Origin of the sequence: Achromobacter sp. NPDC058515, assembly GCF_042721735.1 — a bacterium.
In the GTDB taxonomy this organism is placed as follows: Bacteria; Pseudomonadota; Gammaproteobacteria; order Burkholderiales; family Burkholderiaceae_B; genus Achromobacter.
Map to the genome: position 1 here is coordinate 464,894 of NZ_JBHXNI010000003.1, position 19,068 is coordinate 483,961.

Consider the following 19,068-nt stretch of genomic DNA (forward strand, 5'->3'; position numbering starts at 1 on the left):
GGTCCTGGACTTCTTTCCGCGGGCGCGCTAGCCCGGATGGGCCGCGGCGGCCAGGTAGGCCTCCAGGAATTCCACGAACACGCGCACCTTCGCGGACGAGTTCAGGCGCGACGGATACACGGCCCAGATATTGGCTTCCTGGCGGTATTGCGCAAGCACCTGCACGAGCTTGCCTTCTGCGATCAGGGGCCCGACGTCCCAGGCGGAGCGCAGGATGATGCCGCGTCCGTCCACCGCCCACTGCACCGCCATCTCGCCGTTGTTGGCCGACAGCGGCCCAAGCACCTTGACGGTGTGCTCCTGGCGTCCGCGCCGCATGCGCCAGACGCCGAAGGGATGGTCGCGCTCTTTGATGACCAGGCAATCGTGCGTGGCCAGCTCGGCCAGCGTGCGGGGCGCGCCCCGCGCTTCCAGGTAGGAAGGCGCGGCGCACAGCACGCGGTGATTGCTGGCGATCTTGCGCGCGATCACGTGCGGCGCGATGTCGTCGCCCACGCGCACGTCCAGGTCATAGCCCTCGGCCGCCACGTCGACCAGCCGGTCGAAGACCTCGAAGCGCACCTGCACCGCCGGGTGTTGGGCGACGAAGGCGGACAGCGCCGGCGCGACCACGCGCCTGCCGAAGCCGAAACTGCTGCAGATGCGCAGCAGGCCGCGCGGCTCGCGCCGCGTGACGCCGACCTCTTCGACCAGATGGTCCACGTCGTCGAGGATGCGCCGGGCCCAGTGGTAGGCTCGCTCGCCGGCCTCGCTGACGACCACCCGCCGCGTCGTACGGTGAAACAGCGTGGTGCCCAGGTGTTCTTCAAGCAGCCGGATGCGCTTGGTGACATACGCGGGCGACATGCCCAGCCCCTCGGCGGCCTTGGAAAAGCTGGAGGCGCGCACCACGGCGCAGAAGACACGCAGGTCGGCGGGCGGGAGATCATTATTCATGATTCGTGCATATTCAATTCACGGTGCGGCTCATTGTAGATGGAGCGGTGTGGCGCATACCATCGTTCCGATCCAGTTTCTCACTCACCGGTTACGCACTCATGTCTCAAGTTTTCAAGATCGCAGCCATCGCCGGAGACGGCATCGGCAATGAAGTCCTGCCCGAGGGCCTGCGCGCGGTGCACGCCGCGGCCAAGCGCTACGGGCTGTCCCTGCAGATCGACACCTTCCCCTGGGCCAATTGCGAGTACTACGCGCGCCACGGCGACATGATGCCCGCCGACTGGAAGGCCCAGCTCCAGGGCTATGACGCCATTTTCTTCGGCGCGGTGGGCTGGCCCGACACGGTGCCGGACCACGTGTCCCTGTGGGGCTCGCTCTTGAAATTCCGCCGCGAATTCGACCAATACATCAACCTGCGCCACGTGCGGCTGTTCGACGGCGTGCCGTGCCCGCTGGCCGGCCGCCGCGCCGGCGATATCGACTTCTTCATCGTCCGCGAGAACACCGAGGGCGAATACACCAACCTGGGCGGGCGGCTCTTTGCCGACACCGACCGCGAGATCGTCATCCAGGAATCGGTGTTCACGCGCCATGGCACCGACCGCGTCATGCGCTACGCGTTCGAACTGGCCAACCGCCGCGAGCGCAAGGCGCTGACGGTGGCGACCAAGAGCAACGGCATCGCCATCAGCATGCCCTGGTGGGACGAGCGCGCGGACGCCATGGCGCGCCACTACCCCGACGTCAAGACCGACAAGCAGCACATCGACATCCTGGCCGCGCGCTTCGTGCTGCAGCCGCAGCGCTTTGACGTGGTGGTGGCGTCCAACCTGTTCGGCGACATCCTGTCGGACCTGGGGCCGGCATGCGCGGGCACCATCGGCATCGCTCCGTCGGCCAACCTGAACCCGGAACGCGCCTTTCCCTCGCTGTTCGAGCCGGTGCACGGCTCGGCCCCGGACATCTACGGCAAGGGCATTGCCAACCCCATCGCCATGATCTGGTCGGGGGCGCTGATGCTGCAGTTCCTGGGCAGCCAGGAGGCGCACGACGCGATCCTGCGCGCCATCGAGCACTGCCTGAAGGACGGCCCGCGCACGCCCGACCTGGGCGGCCAGGCCAAGACCGAAGACATCGGCCGCGCCATCGCGGAGCACATCGCGGCGCACGGCTAGGCCTGCTCGCGCGGGGGGGCGCCTAGCGTGTGGCTGGGGCCGCCTCTTCCTGGCGCAGCGGCCGCAGGTCCACGCGGGCGGTGAGCAGCGTCTGGCCGGGCGCGGATACGACTTCAAGCGTGCCGCCCGCCCGGGCGATGCGGGTGTGCATGCTGCGCATGCCGACGCTGACGCCGGCTTGCCGCACCGCCCCGACATCGAAGCCGACGCCGTCGTCCTCGATGCGCAGCTCCAGCACGTCCGCTTCGGGCTGCCGGATCTGCAGCCGGATGCGCCGCGCGCGGCTGTGCTTGATCACGTTGGTCAGCGATTCCTCCACCAGCCGGGTCAGCGCCAGGCACTGCAAGGCGTTGGGCGCGGGTTCCCATCCTGGCGGAATCCCCCATTCCGAGGCGATGTCCAGCTCATCGAACAGCTGCACGAAGCGGTGGCGCAAAGGGGCGATCCATTCTTGCGGCGTGGCGGGCACCTTGACGCCCGCGCTGGAGCCGCTGTCGATGGTCTGGCGCAAGTCGTCGCGCAGCAGCTTGAGCATGGACAGGAACTGCCGGCTTTGCAGCGGCGCGCCGGACTGCTCCACCACCGCCATCATGCGCACCAGCGAGCCGCCCAGCCCGTCATGCAGATCGTGGGCGATCTGCAGCCGCTCGTGCAGCCGGGTGTTGGCCATTGCCAGCGCGTGCTCGCGCTCCAGCGTCGTGGCCAGGTCCGTGCGCGCCTGCTCGATCCCGTCGGCCAGCTCCTGGTTGAAGCGCTCGATGCGCCGCACATTGCGGGCATGGCGCAGCCCCAGGATGGCGGATAGGCACAAGGTCACCACCAGGCTGCTGAACGGCGTGTATGCGTGTTCGCTGTCGATAAGCTTCAAGATCAGCAGCAGGTCATGGGCGCTGACGAAGAAAAAGATCAGCAGGCAGACCGCCAGCATGCCGTGCTCGGGCCGCCGGGTTCGCATTGCGTGCAGCGGAAACTGCAGGCAATTGGCGAAGAACACGGTGGCGGCGACAAGCGTGACGGTGATCTGCGCCCAGGGCAGGCTAGCGTCCGGCGTGAGCGCGGCAATGGCCAGCAGGGCGGCCGAGAGCATCCACAGCGCCTTTTCCGTGCGCGGCAGCGATTGCCCGCCAAAGCGCCAGGTGAAGATGCAGAAGCACGCCACGTACAGCACCAGCACCATGGCATTGGCGCGGGCCGCCATCAGCGTCGTCGGAAAGGGCCACGGGCTGGTGACCAGCACGTTCGCGATGAACAGCACCCAGAACAGCGCCATCAGCGCATACCAGCCATACGTGCGCTGTTCGCGGCGCACGACCCAGATACAGAAGAACAGCCCGCCCAGGACGGCGGAGACGATCAGGTTGACCTGGAACAGGGTGCGGCTGTGCCACACCTGGTCCTCGTACCGTTGCAGGACCGCCAGCGGCTCGCCAAGATGGACCGGACCCAGGCCCGGCGACTGCCCGGCCACGCCGACCACCCGGATCCACAGCGTGTTCACCCCGTCGCGCATCAGGGCCTCGGGGATGAGCCAATAGCGCGGCATGTTCCAGCTGCGCGACAGCGGCTCGGTCAATTGCGGGTCGCGCCAGATCAGCGCGTCGTTGATGAACACTTCTCCCGCCATGATCACCGACTCCAGCGCCAGCGCGACCTGCCCGCCCGCGCATGGCCGCCGCCAGTCGATCCGATACCAGGCCGTGCCGCCGTAGCCGGGCCAGCGGCGGCTCCAGTCATCGGGCAAGGTTGCGGGCTGCCAGGAGCCGGCTCCTGGCCGGCTGCCATCGTCGGCGCCCTGCGCCACGTCGATGGACAGCACCTGCGCGGCGCAGGCCGCCGGTTCCTGCGCCCAGGCCGGCATCAACAGCAGCGCCAGCCACAGGCCGACCAGCCACCTCAGTCGAGCAAGCCCCGCGACCGCGCCGCGTGGACCGCCCGCGTGCGCGAGGAGACGGCCAGCTTGCGGTAGATGTGCTTGATGTGGCATTCGACGGTGTAGCGCGACAGGTGAAGTTGCTCGGCGATCTCGCGATTGCCCAGTCCTTCGGCCACAAGGCGCAGGATCTGGCTTTCGCGGGGGCTAAGTATCTCACCCGTCGCCGTACCGGCCTGTTCCGCCGGCCGCGGGCGCAGCTCTTCGATGATGCGCCGGGCGACAAAGGGGTCGATAGGCGCGCCGCCGCGCAGGACGCTGCGGATGGACAGCGCGACCTCCATGTCGTCGCGTTCTTTGAGCACATACCCCGTGGCGCCCGCGCGCAGCGCCGAGAGAATCGCGTCCTCGGTGCACCAGGCGGAAATGACCAGGATGGCCAGGCCGGGATCGCCCGCATGCATCTCGGCGATCAGATCGATGCCGCTGCCGTCGGGCAAGCCCAGGTCCACCAGCGCCAGCGCGACCGGCTGGCCGGCAAGACAGGCGCGGGCCTCGGCGAGCGATGAGGCGTAGATCAGGGCATCGGGCTGATAGCCCAATTGCAGCAGCAGGCCTTCCAGCCGGCGGCAGACCAGGGGTTCGTCCTCCACGAGTAGTACCGGGGCGGGTAGGGCGAGCTCGGAAGTCAGCATGGGGGAGGCGGGCATGGGGGAAGGCTGGGGGGCAGGGGCGGCGGCGGGCCAGGCGCGATTGTGACGCGGTGGGGTGGGGGTGGGTATCCCTTGAATTGGGTATTTTTCGATTCGGACCGGCGCAGTGTGCCATTCGCGCCGCACGCTACGCCGCTTGGCCTATGCACCAGGACTCGACCGCTCGTGTGTCATCCGGCTGCGTGATGTCGAAGTCGTGTTCCAAAAAAGAGTCTGGGACCACGAATCCGAGACGCTCGGAGAGAAGCTATCTGCCTCATGATCTTCCTTCCATCGGCATTTACTCGGGCGTGGCCGCCGGTGCCGTGCTGGCGAGCGCCATCGCGCGCTGATTATCACTTAGCGATTCTCCGCCATGTCGTTAGCGAGGACGCGCGGTTCGAGGAGTGATTATGACGGATCAGGCGAAGGGTGGTGCTAGTTCGCTGGGGACCGTTTCCGCGTTGGCGGACTAACAGGGAAGGGCTGCTTCCGGCCAGACGCAGTCGCGCCAAGGTTGAGTCGAGCCGGGTGCAAGCGCACAGCTAAAGATTCGAATTTGCAGGCTGATCTGGAGGCGTGCAAAAGTCGAATCCAGTAGGATGTCCAACCCTACTGTCGCGCCAGCACGCCACTCATCATCGACCCGGCTTACTTTCATGTACTAAGTGCGGCGCTCGTCAAAGAGAAAACCACATGCATCGACGTTTTCCACTTGCCCTGTTGATCGCCCTAGTGAGCAGCTCCGGCGCTTTTATCGCTCCGACGCACGCCCAAGTCCCATCGACGCCAAAGGTGCAGCCTGGCGACGGCCACCCCTACGAAATCGCCGACAGCGAGGTATGGGACGTGCCCGATCCCGTTTCTAAACGCGGCTACCAGGTCTTCGTTGCGCTGCCGCCGTCCTATGCCAAGCAGCCGCAGCGGCGCTACCCCGTGCTGTATGTAACCGACGCCGACTACGCCTTCCCGATCATCCGCCAGCTAGGGCGCCGCCTGAATGTTGAAGGTCCCCAGATCGAAGAGTTCATTCTCGTCGGCCTGTCCTATGGAAAGGGCGAGGACGGCGGTGTCAGCCGCCAGCGTGATTACACGCCGACACCGAACGGCCCAAGTACTGCACCACGCAATTCGATCCACGGTCAGGCGCACGCCTATCAACAATATCTGCGCGATCAGGTAAAGCCCTTCATCACCGCTCGCTACCGGGCGGACCCTGCCAGGGCGATCTTTCTGGGCCATTCCTACGGCGCACTGCTTGGGACGCAGATTCTTTTCACCGAACCTGGCTTGTTCAGCAGCTATATCCTCGGCAGTCCGTCTCTCTGGTACGACAAGCGACATGCCTTGACGCTCGAAGCGGGCTACGCCAAGCAGAATCAGGACCTGAGGGCAAATGTCTATCTTTATGTCGGCGCCTTTGAGGCCTTGCGCAAAGGGGATCGACGCTACAACCAGACGGTGGACATGGTTGCCGACAACCGGGCGTTGGAAGCGGCGCTGCAAAGCAGAAAGTACCCGAGCTTGAAACTGAAGTCAGCGGTCTTGAACGACGAGGATCATCTCACCGTCGCACCACGAGGCTTCACGCAGGGGCTGAAATATCTGCTGCCGGTGCGGTGAACCATTACATAGCACCGACAAGTCGCAGCCAGGCTTTGCCGAATCTTGGCACCCGCTGCGCGCAACCGGGTGGCCGCTAGGAGTCGGATGCGGACAATCGAGAAAGCCCGCTCCCGGCCAGAAGCCGACGTTGGTGGCAACAAGAAGACCGCACATCATTGTGACGTGCGTGTGGGCTCATTATGGCTAGAAATCATTGCTCTTCTATCTCGGGCAGCACCGTTGGATCGAGCAGTATAGTGTGTTGCCTCGGATTTCTCTCGCAAATGAACATATCGTCGCGAGGACCATCTTTTGGACCGACGTTTCGAAGATTCATTCTGGAGCCACACCAAGGACAGGTTGCTGTGAAGCTCGTCAGATATAAACTACCCTGGGTTCCCGACTCCAAGTAGTACTTACGCAAAAGGAAGTTTTCGAATTTCCTTCTTTTTAGCACTCGGGAAATAACAAAAGATGTCGTCGCGACAGCGAATAAAAATAGAAATAGTGTTGACCACGAAGAAGGAATTGGTTGTGCGAAGGCTTGGAACAATGTGAGATAGAGCCCTACTAGGCTTGCTATTCCAGTGACTATGCCAAAGGTGCCAAGGCTTTCGCTCTTGACACTACGCCCGCCAAAGGCGGGATGTCGTGTAACTCCCATCTGCTCAGGAGTAAAGGTCGGCTTTCCACCACCTCCAACATTGACATTCGCTCCTCGGAAATCGCCAACACCCACATTGATGCCGCCATCTCCGCTCTGTGAACCATTATTTTTGTACACAAAAACTCCCCGATTTCGAACGTATCGCGATCCTTGCAAACCTCTGCTCACCTATAGGACTTGCAAGAAATTTAACAAATGGCATGCCATCGCCTAGACAGGCGGCTTTCCACACGACCTTAAAAGACCGCTCAGGGTCGAGAACAGTCGGCCATCAAAGGCTGCTCCCGGCCAGAAGCAGACATCTGGACAGCCAACTTGACAGTCAACACTGATCCAATTTCCGGGGATACAGCAGCAGTCTGACGAACTCTGACAAGTAACGCATTGGTTTGTACTTTAATCGTCGGCCCCGGGGTATGTGGTCAGATTGAGAGCTTCCCTCATCCAAAGATTATGTCGGGTGAGGGAGATCGCCTCCTGTTCCTTGAGGCCGAGGCGCGAGAGAATTTCAAGGTTGGACAATGCCATTAGGAAATCACCATACCGAAACAACAACCATCCTTTCGCGGCCTTGGCCCTGAGATCTGCTGCTGCATGAGCATGATAGTGGCGACTGTCCTTAATATGACGAAGAACGTCATCGGATGGCATTCGGTGAAAAGCTCCAGCCCATCGGTCTCTCATCGCTTTAAGCCGATCAATCAGATCTAATTTCTTTCTGCCAAAACGCATCTTGTGCAGTTCTTCTAACGCGGCCACGTTCCAGACAAAATGAAGTACACGATCTTTACGCTGCCGATCGAACGCGTGGAAGTAGTGCTGGAGCGGCGCGGGATGCTCCGCCATAAGTTCCATCCATCTGTTTATTAACGCATTGACTTTACCCTCTACTTCATGGGAATAAATAAGAAACTCGTGTCGGTTTAGCCGCTTCTGATCGTTTGAATTTGATTCAATATGATGGATTTTGACGTCCGGTTCATAACTAGTTGTGAGGGAAATATCATATATTTTCACGCCCTCATAAAACAGGCGGTGCTGTATCAAAAATTCAAATAACCGCTTCAGTTGATTCATCATGGCCCAATGCTCATCGAGGTTCAATCGGCTGTCGGATTTGAGTCGATAAATCATCTTTCTAACTATCTCATAACTCTCTGTACCGCTCCGATTTCCTGCAATTGATGCTCTGTAAGTACGCTCTAACGTCACGCCGTTGGTTAAAACGGACTCGAACGACTCCCAAGCTTTGAAATGAAGATGCATTTCTTGAGCATCTCCGATTTTTAGATCAAAGCACGGGTCGTTTAGCCATTTTTCACTGCCTGGTAAACGAAATTCACAGCAATAGCCGCCAACATCTTCCCGGATGCAGCCCATCGCTACCAAAGTCGAACTCACTCGAGAGGACAGAATTTCCCTCGTTCCATTTCGCGTCCAGGAACCGTAGCAATTGAAAAGCGTGGCCTGGGTGCAGCGCCCTTGCAGACGGGCAAAGATGGTCGCGTCATCCAATTGCTCACCGTCAAGTAGATCGCGAAGCTGGATCGTAGCGCCATCCTTATCTAGGGTCATCACTCCCTCCACGGCGCTATCCTCGCCCCTGTGAGGTAGCCAAAAGCGCCCTAGATAGGTTTTGTCCGCATCACGATCAGTCAATTTCCATACCCCACAAGTGCCCCATTTAATTCTTTTCACGCTCAAATTACAGGCTCCGGCTGTCTACCGTACCGGGGAAAGTCCACAACAGCCATTTTTCGTGGAGGCTATAAAGCAGTGCATCAACCGCGAAAGTCGAGTTTTTATTTGGAGATCACCAGGAAAGCTCGCACCTGGGCCACTTCCGTCGGTGACATATCTGCTTTCTCGGGCCACCCTCGGGTCTCGGGTGGAGCAACTTAAGTCAGCTTTGGCTCGGATTCTGCCCTTTAGTGGTTTGGCTAAAATCGGCCAAAAGCGGTCAATAGAACCTGGCAAAAGCGGTCGCCCGACGATCGATTTAGCCAGTACCTCGTTGCAAACACATCGAATGTTGACTGCCATTCAGTACCGGTCTTGACCCGTCTGTTATGCCTAGTGACCCTTCGGAACGATAAGAACCTTAACCTCAAGGTCTCCCTCGTTACGCGACAAGTCGTTCTCAAGACCTCGTGGATTTGCCACCCATCCTTCAGGGTCATAAACAAAGCAAATCAGCTTCTTACAGTCAGGGTGAGAACGATAGCGTTGTATGTCGATAATTAGCTGCTCCCCAACGTCCTTCGCCTTCAAGGTTGCCCGTGTCTTCTTCACTTCGACAATGATCTGTTCTTCCTTTAGTAGGAAGTCAACTCTTGAACTCGCACCTGCATAGCTTGGAGTCCACTCTTCAGGTCGAATATCCTCGAAGTGGACCCTCAACAGCGCGTGCAAAAGGTCTTGCACGTCATACTCATCATTCACCAGCAACGAAGGTCGATCCGCGTGTCTCGTTCGGAGTTGCTTCGCAACTAAATGGAAACGGCTACAAATGTGCTCGAGCAATTTGAAGCCATCCGATGTGGTGTCCGCGACTGCGGCAACGAACTGCTTTTTCTTCTCTGCCCATGGGAATGACGTGCCGCAGTCTTCACAGTGGGTCGGAACAGGAGTGTTAAATCCAATCGCTACCACCCCTTCCACATGGTAGTCGCCACGAATGTTCGTGCCGCAAGATTGGCATTTGTGTATCGTTTCTGCCCCACAAGTTGAACAGTGCTTTCGTCGGAATTGTGGCGATCGGTTATACGAATCGGTTATCTGATGGCCGTTCAGGCAGACTTGCTGGACGTCGTGATATCCCACGGGTTCTCCCAAGAGGCGTAAAAAGGGGCGTGTATCAATCCGGGCATAATATCCGGCCATGGCGGTTTAAAGGAGCGAACCAAGAATGTCAGTGTAGGCTGATAAATCAACTTCGGATCTAGTCTTACACCCAAAATACCCTGCCGAATTTTTCATCAAGAATTTGCGAATATTTCCTCACGAGGCTCTCCGCCGCCATGAGCCGACATTGGTGGAATCAAAAAGCAGACAGTGCAAGCCCTTAGGCTGCAATTGCACGCAGTGCAATTGACGTCAAGTGGAGCGTCTGGCTAGCGTCTATTTTCAATCTCTGTGACGGGATGCTCACCCAAATCTTTTGGAAGTTCTTCTAGCAATTCTGCAGAGTGATATTTAAGCACTATCTCTCCCCTTGTTAACCTTTCTGTCCAATACCTACCCACCAATTTTCGTTCTGGACTTTCAATAATATTGAACACTGCTGTTCCATCATGAGGGACACTTCTTTCATTCAGGCTTAACCTAGGCTTGCTGCTATAGGAATATGCGACATTTTTTTTCTGTCGGTCAGGGTCTATAAGAAATCCTTCAGAATAAGAAGAGCTCTCCATTTCGCTTGTTCGCATCATGCAGCTAATGTGGAAAAACGACTGCTTCACGGTCAACATTACAGGTATAGGAGGTGGTTTCTCTCCTGTCTCTGGGTTTTTCCAATCTGAATATATGTGTCCCACCCAGCTTCCGTTTAAATCTGGAAATGGAACAAGCCACCCACGAAACAGTCTAAGTTTCCAGCCCCATTTAACAAACACGGCGACAACCAAAAGGTCGATACTCACGACTTTTGGAACAAGTCCAAAAAAGTCTATTAATTTCGATAAGTCTAGTCCGTTAAGATGCGCGAGTAAAAACCAAGCAACCGCTGAAATTCCCACCAGCAGATATAGCGAGTTTTTAAGTGTTACATTACGCATTACTTGAATCCCAAGTAGTTCCAAGCAGCATTAGCAAAATCTCGACCGTCGGCGCGTGACCATTTTTGCTTGGGGTGAAATAGATAATAACAGTCGTTTACCTCAACCCACCGCCCCGAGCTCGGCTCATCGCCCTGAAGTTGGTCCCAAATGTGAAAAAGCATTCCGCGGAGACAATCCGTCCATGTTGAATGATTAAATATTGAATCCGGGCAGTTGTATGCTAAACATTCCATGAAGTAAGACGGCAGGGTCCGAAACGATCCGCCTTCGACCATTGAATTCTCAATGCGTTTTAAAAGTCGCACCCCTTTTTTGTACGCGTAGCCGGTTCGATTGTTCTTGGCTATTCCATTTTCCAATTGCTGAGCAGGGTAGTTGACGACATTGCCACCATTGGTCTTGAATATCTTTGTTCCAGACCTTTCCCCATACTTCATAAAGTATTTGTAGCTAAAACAAGGAACGACATCCGCATCAACACGCGAAGAACTGGAGTTCACTTGTATAGCCGTCGTTCCCGTATCATCGACTTGATTTGGAAATTTCTTTTTCAGCGCAGCAACTAGTTCTGATCTAAGCTTTTCTGGAGTCCACATGCCCTTGTATGGGGCTCCCGGCGTGTGCGATCCCGGCTCATCCTCCTCCCAGTAAAGAACGTCTACACATTCAACCGCAATATCTACGTCGCTGTCTGACCGGACATTCGTATTATTTGCATAAGACCCTTTAGCATATATCTTTAGGGAGCAATTGTTGAACGGAGCGTGAGAACTAACGGCGTCTCGTATCATTCGTTCTGTCCGGTCCTGTTTGTCTTGTTCTGTGTCACTCGAAGGACCAATCCAACCACACAGCTTTTCTTCTAAGCTCATGACCTCTCCCGTTGTAATACGCTGACGCATTGTGGAATGAACTATGTCGAAAGTCGGATTATGGCGTTTGCGGCCTAAAGTGACGGCAAAGAAATTCCTCAAACGACTGACACCCTAACTCTGCGGCACAATGCAATAAAAATTCGACCGCTATATTTGGCCATGAAACCCGCAATCGTTACTGCGTGTGCCTCACGGTTGTCAAGCAAGGTTCGCGAGCGATTTAGTTACAACTACTATAACCGACGCGCCGGCCCGGAGTGTTTACAGTGAGTGTTCGTGAAATGGCACGGTTCGCCACATACATGAGACCCCGGACCAAAGCACATTGAAGGTGTTCTGGACATGTTGGCCACCGAGGTGCGAGTGGCAGAAGCTAGGCACAAGTTGGCGTTGAGCACATCGCTATTCGTCCACCGCAAAGTGCAGGAATTGCTAGGGCATTCGGATGTGAGCTCGACCATAATCTATAGCCATGTCCGGAAAGTCGCTGCGGGCGAAACCTCCGGACAATTAGAAGCCTTAACGTTGAATTTGCTTCGTGCTGAATGACGACTTTGGAGCTTGTATCGGGATGTCCGTTCCGGGCCGGTAGCGGACCATCGCGAACGCGGGTTCCGCACTGAAACCACCCATTGAGCAAACGTGTCATATGTCCTTCAAGCCAGAAACGAGCGGCCGTAGCTTCGATATGTTTTATCTCCATCGACCTGGAATCTGACCAAGGCGCATATGCGCCAAGGCCCTTCTATTTCAAGCCATCACCAGCACCAGCTTCCCGGTAGTAGCACGGCTCGCCATATCCGCATGTGCCCTCGCGGCATCCGCCAGCGCATACTCGCCGCCAACATGAACCTTCAGCTTCCCATCGCCAATCCAATCAAACAGCCTCTTCGCCCGCGTCCTTAACAATTCCGGCGTGTGAATATGATCAAAGAACGTCGCATACCCCAATTTGATGCTCTTCGGCAGGCTCATGATGTCCAGCGGCCCAGGTCCACCCAGCACCGGCCCATACCAGCAAAACGTCCCGCACCGGCGCAGCACATCCAGCGACCCCTGGAAAGTACTGGGCCCGGACCCGTCGAACACCACATGCACGCCTTCCCCGCCGGATAACCGGCGAGCTTCTTCGACAAACTCCCCCTCGGCATCGACGATCACATGATCCGCACCTGCCGCCCTGGCCACCGCCACCTTCTCCGCCGATGAAACGCGGCCGATCACCTGCCCGCCGCGCAGTTTGATGATCTGGGTCAGCAGCAGCCCGACCCCGCCGGCCGCCGCATGGACGAAGGCGATGTCGCCCGGCTGGGTGGGGTAGAAGTCGGTGGCGAAATGGCTGGCGGTGAGGCCTTGCATCATCACCGACGCGGCGGTCTTGTCGTCGATGGCATCGGGGATGGGCACCAGGGAGGTGGCGGCGATGGCGATTCTTTGCGCGTAGCTGCCGGGCGCGTAGACCCAGGCCACGCGTTGGCCGATGGCGAAGCCTTCGACGCCCGCGCCCAGGGCCAGCACGCGGCCCGCGCCCTCGACGCCGAGGATCTTCGGGTTGGGCGATTCGTTCCATGCCATGCCCTGGCGCACGCCGATGTCCATGAAGTTGACGCCGGCCACGGCGATCTCCACCAGCACCTGCCCGGCGCCGGGCGCGGGGTCCGGCTGGTCCGTATACGCCAGCACGTCGACACCGCCTGTTTGGTTCATTACGACAGCCTTCATTGCTGCTCCTTCAAGGTGGTTTCAAGAGATCGATGGCGTCCATGGTATTGAGGCATAGGTAGACGAACAATTCTCAAACGTCTATTTTTATAGTCTGATCGTCCAATTCTGGAGAATCATGGACCCCTTGGCGGATATTCTTATGGGCCAGCGCGTTCGCGCGGCCAGCTTTACGCGGATGGACGCCAGCGCGCCGTGGGGCGTCAAGTCGCCCGGCGAGCGTGGCGTGAACTTCGTGCTGCTGGTGCGTGGCTCGGCGATCCTGGCCACGCCCGGCAGCCCGCAGCCGATTGCGATGCGCAGCGGCGATGTGTTCATCAAGCTGGACGACACGCCCTATCGCCTGTTCGACCGCGAGGACTCTGTCCTGATCGATTGCGTGGAGGTGGAGAAGCTGCGTGTCGGCAACCGCATCCAGGTGGGCGGCGGCGGAGCGCTCACGACTTTTGTCAGCGGTTCGTTCGAGTTGGATGCGCTGGAAGCCCGGCCCTTGCTGCGCGCGTTGCCGTCGCTGCTGCATCTGAAGTTGGATCAGCATCGCAGCCTGGCCTTTCAATCGGTGCTGGAGATGCTGGCCCTGGAGACCGAGTCACCGGGGTTGGGTTCCGAAGCAGTGGTCAGCCGTCTGTTCGAGTTGCTGTTCGTGCATGCGATCCGCGCGTATTCGACGCAGCCTGACGGTCCGACTCGCGGTTGGCTGGGCGCCATCGCCGACCGCCACCTGGCGCTGGCGCTGCAGGCAATGCACGACGCCCCGGCCCGAGGCTGGACGGTGGAGTCGCTGGCGCACGTGGCCGGCATGTCGCGCTCTGGTTTTGCGGCGCGCTTCAAGGCGGTGGTCGGCCAATCGCCGCTCGACTATCTGACCCAATGGCGCATGTACTGCGCGAGCCGGCTGCTGCAGGGCAATGTGGCCCTGTCCGACGTGGCGCGCCAGGTTGGCTATGAGTCGGCGGCCGCTTTCAGCCGCGTTTTCCGCCGCGAGATGGCGGTGACGCCGGGGGCGTTTCGGAAGGCCGGCCCGGTGAGCCCGGCGTTTGCGGGTGCTTGATCTGCGGCGGCTCCGAGCAATGACCCCACTCCAAACCGATTTTTTCTTCGACCAGGGCTATTTGCTGCTGAAGGGATTCCATCCGAAGAAGCGGATGAGCGCGATCCGTCAGAGCCTGCTGGACGAGCTCAAGCGGCTGTCCGGGGGCGGCAGTACGCCCGGCTCCCTGCATAGGCTCCCCGTCTTCCAGCAAATCGGGAAGTTGTCCTCGCTTGTAAAGTCTCCTGGTCTGCATGAAGCGCTGATGACCGGCGAGCTGGTCGATCACGTGGCCCGCCTGGCCGGGCGGGCGCCGGTCGCCATTCAGGCCACGCAATTGCTGCTGTCGCCGGCCCGGCAGGGGCCTTGGACGCTGCAAGGGCTGAACTGGCATGTGGACGCGAAGGCCCGGACGCCGGACCTGCTTCCAGGCATCCAGGCGTTTTTTCTGATCGACGATGTGGCGCCCCGTGGCGGCGCGACGCTGGCGTTGGCCGGGTCTCATCGGGCGGCGGCTTCAGGCTCGCCGCTGCGGGAAGCGCTGAGGGCGGGAGTGGACTTGGAGCGCAAGCTTCAAGAGCTGGGCATTACGGTGGTCGAGATGGCCGGACGCGCCGGCGATGTTTTTCTGATGGATATGCGCCTTTTGCACACGCCGTCGATCAATTCGACGGCGAACGTGCGGATGATGGCGACGTCCCGTTGCCTGCTGACTGCTTGACGGCGCGAAAGGTCCATTACTATCCCTTTCATGAGCCAGCGTAAGACTTCCTCCAAGACCCGCCCCGACGACTGCATCCGCGTGCGGGGCGCGCGGGAACACAATTTGAAGAATGTGGATGTGAGTATTCCGCGGGATGCGCTGGTGGTGTTTTCCGGCGTGTCGGGGTCGGGGAAGTCGTCGCTGGCCTTCGGCACCTTGTATGCCGAGGCGCAGCGCCGTTATCTGGAATCCCTGTCTCCCTATGCCCGGCGGCTGATCGATCAGGTCGGCGTGCCCGATGTGGACGCCATCGACGGGCTGCCTCCGGCCGTGGCGCTGCAACAGCAGCGCGGCACGCCCAACGTGCGGTCGACGGTGGGCAGCGTGACGACGCTGTCCAGCATGCTGCGCATGCTGTATTCGCGAGCCGGCGCTTATCCGGCGCGCCAGCCCATGCTGTATGCGGAGGACTTTTCGCCCAACACGCCGCAGGGCGCGTGTCCGAACTGCCATGGCCTGGGTTATGTGTACGACGTGACGGAACAGTCGATGGTGCCGGACCCGTCGCTCACCATCCGCGAACGCGCCATCGCGTCCTGGCCGCCGGCCTGGCACGGGCAGAACCTGCGCGACATCCTGGTGACGCTGGGCTACGACGTGGACAAGCCGTGGCGCGATCTGCCCAAGAAGGACCGCGACTGGATCCTGTACACGGACGAACAGCCGACGGCGCCGGTCTACGCCGGCTTCACGCCCGCCGAGACCCGCGCCGCCTTGCGCCGCAAGCTGGAGCCCAGCTACATGGGCACGTACACGGGCGCGCGCCGCTATGTGATGCATACCTTTGCCACGACGCAGAGCGCCATGATGAAGAAGCGCGTGGCGCGCTTCATGACCGGCGCGCCGTGTCCCGAGTGCAAAGGCCGGCGGTTAAAGCGCGAGGCGCTGTCCGTGACCTTTGCCGGCCTGGATATCGGCACCTTGTCGCAATTGCCGCTGAGCCGGATCGCGGAGGTGCTGACCCCCGCCGCCGAAGGCCGTTTCGATGAGCCCGCGGGCGCGGCAGCGGGCTCCACGCGCAGCAAGGCCGCGGGACGCAAGGACAACGCCAGGCGCGTGGCCGCAGGCGGGCTGGCGCACGCCGGCAGCACCGACATCCGGCGCACGCCGGATTCGTCTCCGGAAAAGCGCATCGCCGCGCAACGCATCGCGCATGACCTGGTGGAGCGCATCGGCACCTTGCAGGCGCTTGGACTGGGGTATCTGGCGATGGACCGGTCCACCCCGACCCTGTCGCCGGGCGAGTTGCAGCGGCTGCGGCTGGCGACGCAGATCCGCTCCAATCTCTTTGGCGTGGTGTATGTGCTGGACGAGCCGTCCGCCGGTCTGCATCCGGCCGACGGGCAGGCGCTGCACCGCGCGCTGGATCAGCTCAAGGCGGCGGGCAATACGCTCTTCGTTGTCGAACATGACCTGGATACGCTGCGGCGGGCGGACTGGCTGGTGGACGTGGGCCCGGGCGCGGGCCAGCACGGCGGGCAGGTGCTGTACAGCGGTCCGCCGGACGGCTTGCGCAAGGTGAAGGAATCGCTCACGGGCCAGTATCTGTTCGGCGCCCGCGCCGGCGGCCGCCGCGTTCCGCGCGAGCCGTCGGGGTGGCTGGAGCTGCGCGGCATTCATCGCAACAACCTGCACGGCATCGATGCGCGTTTTCCGCTGGGCGCATTTACGGCGGTGGCCGGCGTGTCCGGTTCGGGCAAATCCAGCCTGGTAAGCCAGGCGCTGGTGGAACTGATAGGCGAACACCTGGGCCAGGAGCCGGCGGTCGAGGAAACCGATGGGGACCTGCCGCAGCCCGGCAATCTGCCGCGCACGACGGGCCGCATCCACGCGGGCGCGGAGGCGATCAAGCGGCTGGTCAATGTGGACCAGAAGCCCATCGGGCGCACGCCCCGGTCCAACCTGGCGACCTACACGGGCCTGTTCGACCATGTGCGCAAGCTCTATGCCGACACCAAGGCCGCGAAGTCGCGGCGCTATGGCGCGGGCCGCTTTTCCTTCAATGTGGCGCAAGGCCGCTGCGAGACCTGCGAGGGCGAGGGCTTCGTCCATGTGGAGCTGCTGTTCATGCCCAGCGTGTACGCGCCGTGCCCGGCCTGCCACGGCAGCCGCTACAACGCCAAGACCCTGGAAATCGAATGGAACGGCCGCAACATCGCGCAGGTGCTGGCGATGACCGTGGACGAGGCGCTGGCCTTCTTCAAGGACGAGCCCGTGGTGCAGCGCCCCTTGGCGCTGCTGCACGAGATCGGCCTGGGCTACCTGCGCCTGGGCCAGCCGGCCACGGAGCTGTCCGGCGGCGAAGCCCAGCGCATCAAGCTGGCCACCGAGCTGCAGCGCAGCCAGCGCGGCAATACGCTGTACGTGCTGGACGAGCCCACCACGGGCTTGCATGCGGCGGATGTGGACAAGCTGATGGCGCAGTTGCACGGGCTGGTGGACGCCGGCAATACGGTGATCGTGGTCGAGCACGACCTGCGCGTGGTGGCGGGCAGCGATTGGATGATCGACGTCGGACCCGGGGCGGGCGAAGAGGGCGGCGGCATCGTCGCGGCCGGCACGCCGGAGCAGGTCTGCCTTGCCAAGGTCGGCGCGACCGCGCCGTTTCTCCAACGCTTGTTTGCATGAGCGGATATGAGCATTTCCTATAGAGCCGCGCGTCCGGAAGACGTGGCGGCATGCATCGACATACGCGGCAAGACCCGCGAGAACGCCTTCTCGGCCGAGGATCTTGCCGCCGTCGGCGTCACGCTTGAGAGCTGGAGCGCGGCGGTCGCGGATGGTTCGCTGCCGGGCTATGTCGCGACGTCCGGCGGCCGCATCGCGGGCTACTGCTATGGCGACCTAAGCACGGGAGAAATCGTGGTCCTGGCGCTGTTGCCCGAGTACGAGGGCGCAGGCGTCGGCAAGACCTTGCTCAACCTCGTGGTCCGGGTGTTGAAGGAACAGGGGTTCGACAGGGTGTTCCTGGGCTGCGCATCCGATCCGCGCGTCCGGTCCTACGGCTTTTACCGGCACCTGGGGTGGCGGTCCACGGGCACGTTCGACCTTGCGAACGACGAGGTGCTGGAGTTCTTTCCCTGAGCTTGCAGGCGCGCGCGTGCGCTACTGCTTCAGTTCCTGTTCCAGCGTCGCCTGCATGCGCTGCATGCTTTCCTGGCTGACCTGGATCAGCCCGCTGCCGGTCTGGTCGATGTCCACGATGAAGGTCAGCACCAGTGAGATTAGCGCGGCGAACATGCCGGTCGAGATGAGGCGGCGGCGCCCGTGCAGGCCGGTGCTATAGGCGATGTAGGCCATGGAGCCGGAGGCGACGATGAAGAGCAGGTAGTACACCGGCTCGGGAACGTGATTCTCCAGCGCGACCCGGCGCTTCTCGTTGATCTGCGCCATTTCGTTGATGGCCTGGATGAACATGATTGTGGAGATCGAGGGCGGGTTTTCCGCGGCGGCGGCGACGGAGGTCCGGATCTGGCGTTCGATGCGTCGCGCCGTGGCGTTGGCGGCGTTGAAGCGGGGCGAGTCCTGGTCGGCCAGGTGGTAGTCCAGCGACGCGGACGTGTACTCGTGCAGCAGGCCCGCGACCATGGGGCGGTGGCCGGCGGGGATGAGCTGCGAGCGCCAGTAGGCGTTGCCGATGGCGTTGGCTTCTTCCAGCACCAGGTTCTTGCGCGTTTCAAAGCGCGTGACGGACATGGCGAAGGTAAAGCCCAGCAGCAGGGCCAGGAGGCCGAGCAGGGCGGTTTGCAATGTGGAAATGTGGCTTTTGGCCGAATCGTCGGCAGGCTTGCGCAGCCTGCGGCCAAGCCGGTAGCTCAGCTCGATGATGCCGAGGAAGATGAGGAGCCCGGCGAAGAAGAGGAGGGTCTCGTCCAGTTCCGTGAACATGCGGTCTCCCAGGAGTTATTTTTCGGTCCAGCGTATGCCGATTGGACGGCGCAGGCAAGCGCG

The 19,068-nt window shown here is 60.6% G+C and carries 16 protein-coding genes; 6 read left to right on the forward strand and 10 right to left on the reverse strand.

All coding sequences use genetic code 11. The annotated features are described in order from the left end of the window. Positions 1-27: 27 nt before the first annotated feature. On the reverse strand, positions 28-936 hold the full coding sequence (locus tag ACFWP0_RS08045) for a LysR substrate-binding domain-containing protein (RefSeq protein ID WP_377841026.1): 909 nt from the start codon (positions 934-936) through the stop codon (positions 28-30). A 101-nt stretch (positions 937-1,037) separates the two neighbouring features. Here ACFWP0_RS08045 and ACFWP0_RS08050 point away from each other — a divergent pair, with 101 nt between their 5' ends. Continuing rightward, positions 1,038-2,114: a tartrate dehydrogenase gene (locus ACFWP0_RS08050; protein WP_377841027.1), complete on the forward strand. Its 1,077-nt coding sequence runs from the start codon at positions 1,038-1,040 to the stop codon at positions 2,112-2,114. Positions 2,115-2,136: 22 nt separating this feature from the next. On the opposite strand, the gene ACFWP0_RS08055 is transcribed toward ACFWP0_RS08050, so the two are convergent. Then, a complete protein-coding gene (locus ACFWP0_RS08055) occupies positions 2,137-3,972 on the reverse strand; it encodes an ATP-binding protein (RefSeq protein ID WP_377841194.1) in 1,836 nt (611 codons plus the stop codon). Positions 3,973-4,007: 35 nt separating this feature from the next. Then, entirely contained in the window at positions 4,008-4,694 is a 687-nt protein-coding gene (locus tag ACFWP0_RS08060) for a LuxR C-terminal-related transcriptional regulator (RefSeq protein WP_377841029.1), read from the reverse strand. 678 nt (positions 4,695-5,372) lie between these two features. Between ACFWP0_RS08060 and ACFWP0_RS08065 the strand changes: the two genes are divergently transcribed. After that, the gene (locus ACFWP0_RS08065; protein ID WP_377841030.1) at positions 5,373-6,299 is read left to right on the forward strand and encodes an alpha/beta hydrolase; all 927 of its coding nucleotides are present in this window, start codon (positions 5,373-5,375) and stop codon (positions 6,297-6,299) included. Positions 6,300-6,492: 193 nt separating this feature from the next. Here ACFWP0_RS08065 and ACFWP0_RS08070 read toward each other — a convergent pair whose 3' ends face one another. The 6 genes from ACFWP0_RS08070 to ACFWP0_RS08095 all read right to left on the reverse strand — a co-directional run bounded on the left by ACFWP0_RS08070 (position 6,493) and on the right by ACFWP0_RS08095 (position 13,324). Continuing rightward, positions 6,493-7,065: a hypothetical protein gene (locus ACFWP0_RS08070; RefSeq protein WP_377841031.1), complete on the reverse strand. Its 573-nt coding sequence runs from the start codon at positions 7,063-7,065 to the stop codon at positions 6,493-6,495. Between the two features lie 279 nt (positions 7,066-7,344). Further along, positions 7,345-8,646, reverse strand: a complete 1,302-nt coding sequence (locus ACFWP0_RS08075; RefSeq protein ID WP_377841195.1) for a hypothetical protein — start codon at positions 8,644-8,646, stop codon at positions 7,345-7,347. A 375-nt stretch (positions 8,647-9,021) separates the two neighbouring features. Beyond that, positions 9,022-9,831, reverse strand: a complete 810-nt coding sequence (locus tag ACFWP0_RS08080; protein WP_377841032.1) for a DUF2321 domain-containing protein — start codon at positions 9,829-9,831, stop codon at positions 9,022-9,024. Positions 9,832-10,061: 230 nt separating this feature from the next. After that, positions 10,062-10,724 (reverse strand): hypothetical protein, encoded by a 663-nt coding sequence (locus ACFWP0_RS08085; RefSeq protein ID WP_377841033.1) that lies wholly within the window; start codon positions 10,722-10,724, stop codon positions 10,062-10,064. Beyond that, complete coding sequence (locus ACFWP0_RS08090) at positions 10,724-11,599, reverse strand: nucleotidyltransferase (protein WP_377841035.1); 876 nt, start codon at positions 11,597-11,599, stop codon at positions 10,724-10,726. Before ACFWP0_RS08090 ends, ACFWP0_RS08085 begins: the two co-directional genes overlap by 1 nt. A 753-nt stretch (positions 11,600-12,352) precedes the next feature. Beyond that, positions 12,353-13,324 carry a quinone oxidoreductase family protein gene (locus tag ACFWP0_RS08095; protein ID WP_377841036.1) on the reverse strand — a complete coding sequence of 324 codons (972 nt, stop codon included), beginning with the start codon at positions 13,322-13,324 and terminating at the stop codon, positions 12,353-12,355. Positions 13,325-13,442: 118 nt separating this feature from the next. Here ACFWP0_RS08095 and ACFWP0_RS08100 point away from each other — a divergent pair, with 118 nt between their 5' ends. Genes ACFWP0_RS08100 through ACFWP0_RS08115 form a run of 4 tightly spaced genes read left to right on the forward strand, consistent with a single transcriptional unit; the run spans position 13,443 to position 18,201 of the window. After that, complete coding sequence (locus ACFWP0_RS08100) at positions 13,443-14,375, forward strand: AraC family transcriptional regulator (RefSeq protein WP_377841037.1); 933 nt, start codon at positions 13,443-13,445, stop codon at positions 14,373-14,375. Between the two features lie 19 nt (positions 14,376-14,394). After that, positions 14,395-15,075, forward strand: coding sequence for a phytanoyl-CoA dioxygenase family protein (locus ACFWP0_RS08105; protein ID WP_377841039.1), 681 nt, complete (start codon positions 14,395-14,397; stop codon positions 15,073-15,075). A gap of 30 nt (positions 15,076-15,105) precedes the next feature. Continuing rightward, complete coding sequence (locus tag ACFWP0_RS08110) at positions 15,106-17,745, forward strand: excinuclease ABC subunit A (protein WP_377841040.1); 2,640 nt, start codon at positions 15,106-15,108, stop codon at positions 17,743-17,745. A 6-nt stretch (positions 17,746-17,751) separates the two neighbouring features. Beyond that, positions 17,752-18,201: a GNAT family N-acetyltransferase gene (locus ACFWP0_RS08115; RefSeq protein WP_377841041.1), complete on the forward strand. Its 450-nt coding sequence runs from the start codon at positions 17,752-17,754 to the stop codon at positions 18,199-18,201. A 21-nt stretch (positions 18,202-18,222) separates the two neighbouring features. Here ACFWP0_RS08115 and ACFWP0_RS08120 read toward each other — a convergent pair whose 3' ends face one another. Beyond that, positions 18,223-19,005 carry a hypothetical protein gene (locus ACFWP0_RS08120; protein WP_377841043.1) on the reverse strand — a complete coding sequence of 261 codons (783 nt, stop codon included), beginning with the start codon at positions 19,003-19,005 and terminating at the stop codon, positions 18,223-18,225. Between the last annotated feature and the right edge of the window lie 63 nt (positions 19,006-19,068).

Excerpts from the sequence above, each read along its gene's own strand:
- ACFWP0_RS08090 (WP_377841035.1), bottom strand. The coding sequence starts at position 11,599 with ATGAGCTTAGAAGAAAAGCTGTGTGGTTGGATTGGTCCTTCGAGTGAC.
- ACFWP0_RS08115 (WP_377841041.1), top strand. The coding sequence starts at position 17,752 with ATGAGCATTTCCTATAGAGCCGCGCGTCCGGAAGACGTGGCGGCATGC.
- ACFWP0_RS08045 (WP_377841026.1), bottom strand. The coding sequence starts at position 936 with ATGAATAATGATCTCCCGCCCGCCGACCTGCGTGTCTTCTGCGCCGTG.
- ACFWP0_RS08060 (WP_377841029.1), bottom strand. The coding sequence starts at position 4,694 with ATGCCCGCCTCCCCCATGCTGACTTCCGAGCTCGCCCTACCCGCCCCG.
- ACFWP0_RS08050 (WP_377841027.1), top strand. The coding sequence starts at position 1,038 with ATGTCTCAAGTTTTCAAGATCGCAGCCATCGCCGGAGACGGCATCGGC.
- ACFWP0_RS08080 (WP_377841032.1), bottom strand. The coding sequence starts at position 9,831 with ATGGCCGGATATTATGCCCGGATTGATACACGCCCCTTTTTACGCCTC.
- ACFWP0_RS08065 (WP_377841030.1), top strand. The coding sequence starts at position 5,373 with ATGCATCGACGTTTTCCACTTGCCCTGTTGATCGCCCTAGTGAGCAGC.
- ACFWP0_RS08110 (WP_377841040.1), top strand. The coding sequence starts at position 15,106 with ATGAGCCAGCGTAAGACTTCCTCCAAGACCCGCCCCGACGACTGCATC.
- ACFWP0_RS08055 (WP_377841194.1), bottom strand. The coding sequence starts at position 3,972 with ATGCCGGCCTGGGCGCAGGAACCGGCGGCCTGCGCCGCGCAGGTGCTG.
- ACFWP0_RS08085 (WP_377841033.1), bottom strand. The coding sequence starts at position 10,724 with ATGCGTAATGTAACACTTAAAAACTCGCTATATCTGCTGGTGGGAATT.
- ACFWP0_RS08100 (WP_377841037.1), top strand. The coding sequence starts at position 13,443 with ATGGACCCCTTGGCGGATATTCTTATGGGCCAGCGCGTTCGCGCGGCC.
- ACFWP0_RS08095 (WP_377841036.1), bottom strand. The coding sequence starts at position 13,324 with ATGAAGGCTGTCGTAATGAACCAAACAGGCGGTGTCGACGTGCTGGCG.
- ACFWP0_RS08120 (WP_377841043.1), bottom strand. The coding sequence starts at position 19,005 with ATGTTCACGGAACTGGACGAGACCCTCCTCTTCTTCGCCGGGCTCCTC.
- ACFWP0_RS08105 (WP_377841039.1), top strand. The coding sequence starts at position 14,395 with ATGACCCCACTCCAAACCGATTTTTTCTTCGACCAGGGCTATTTGCTG.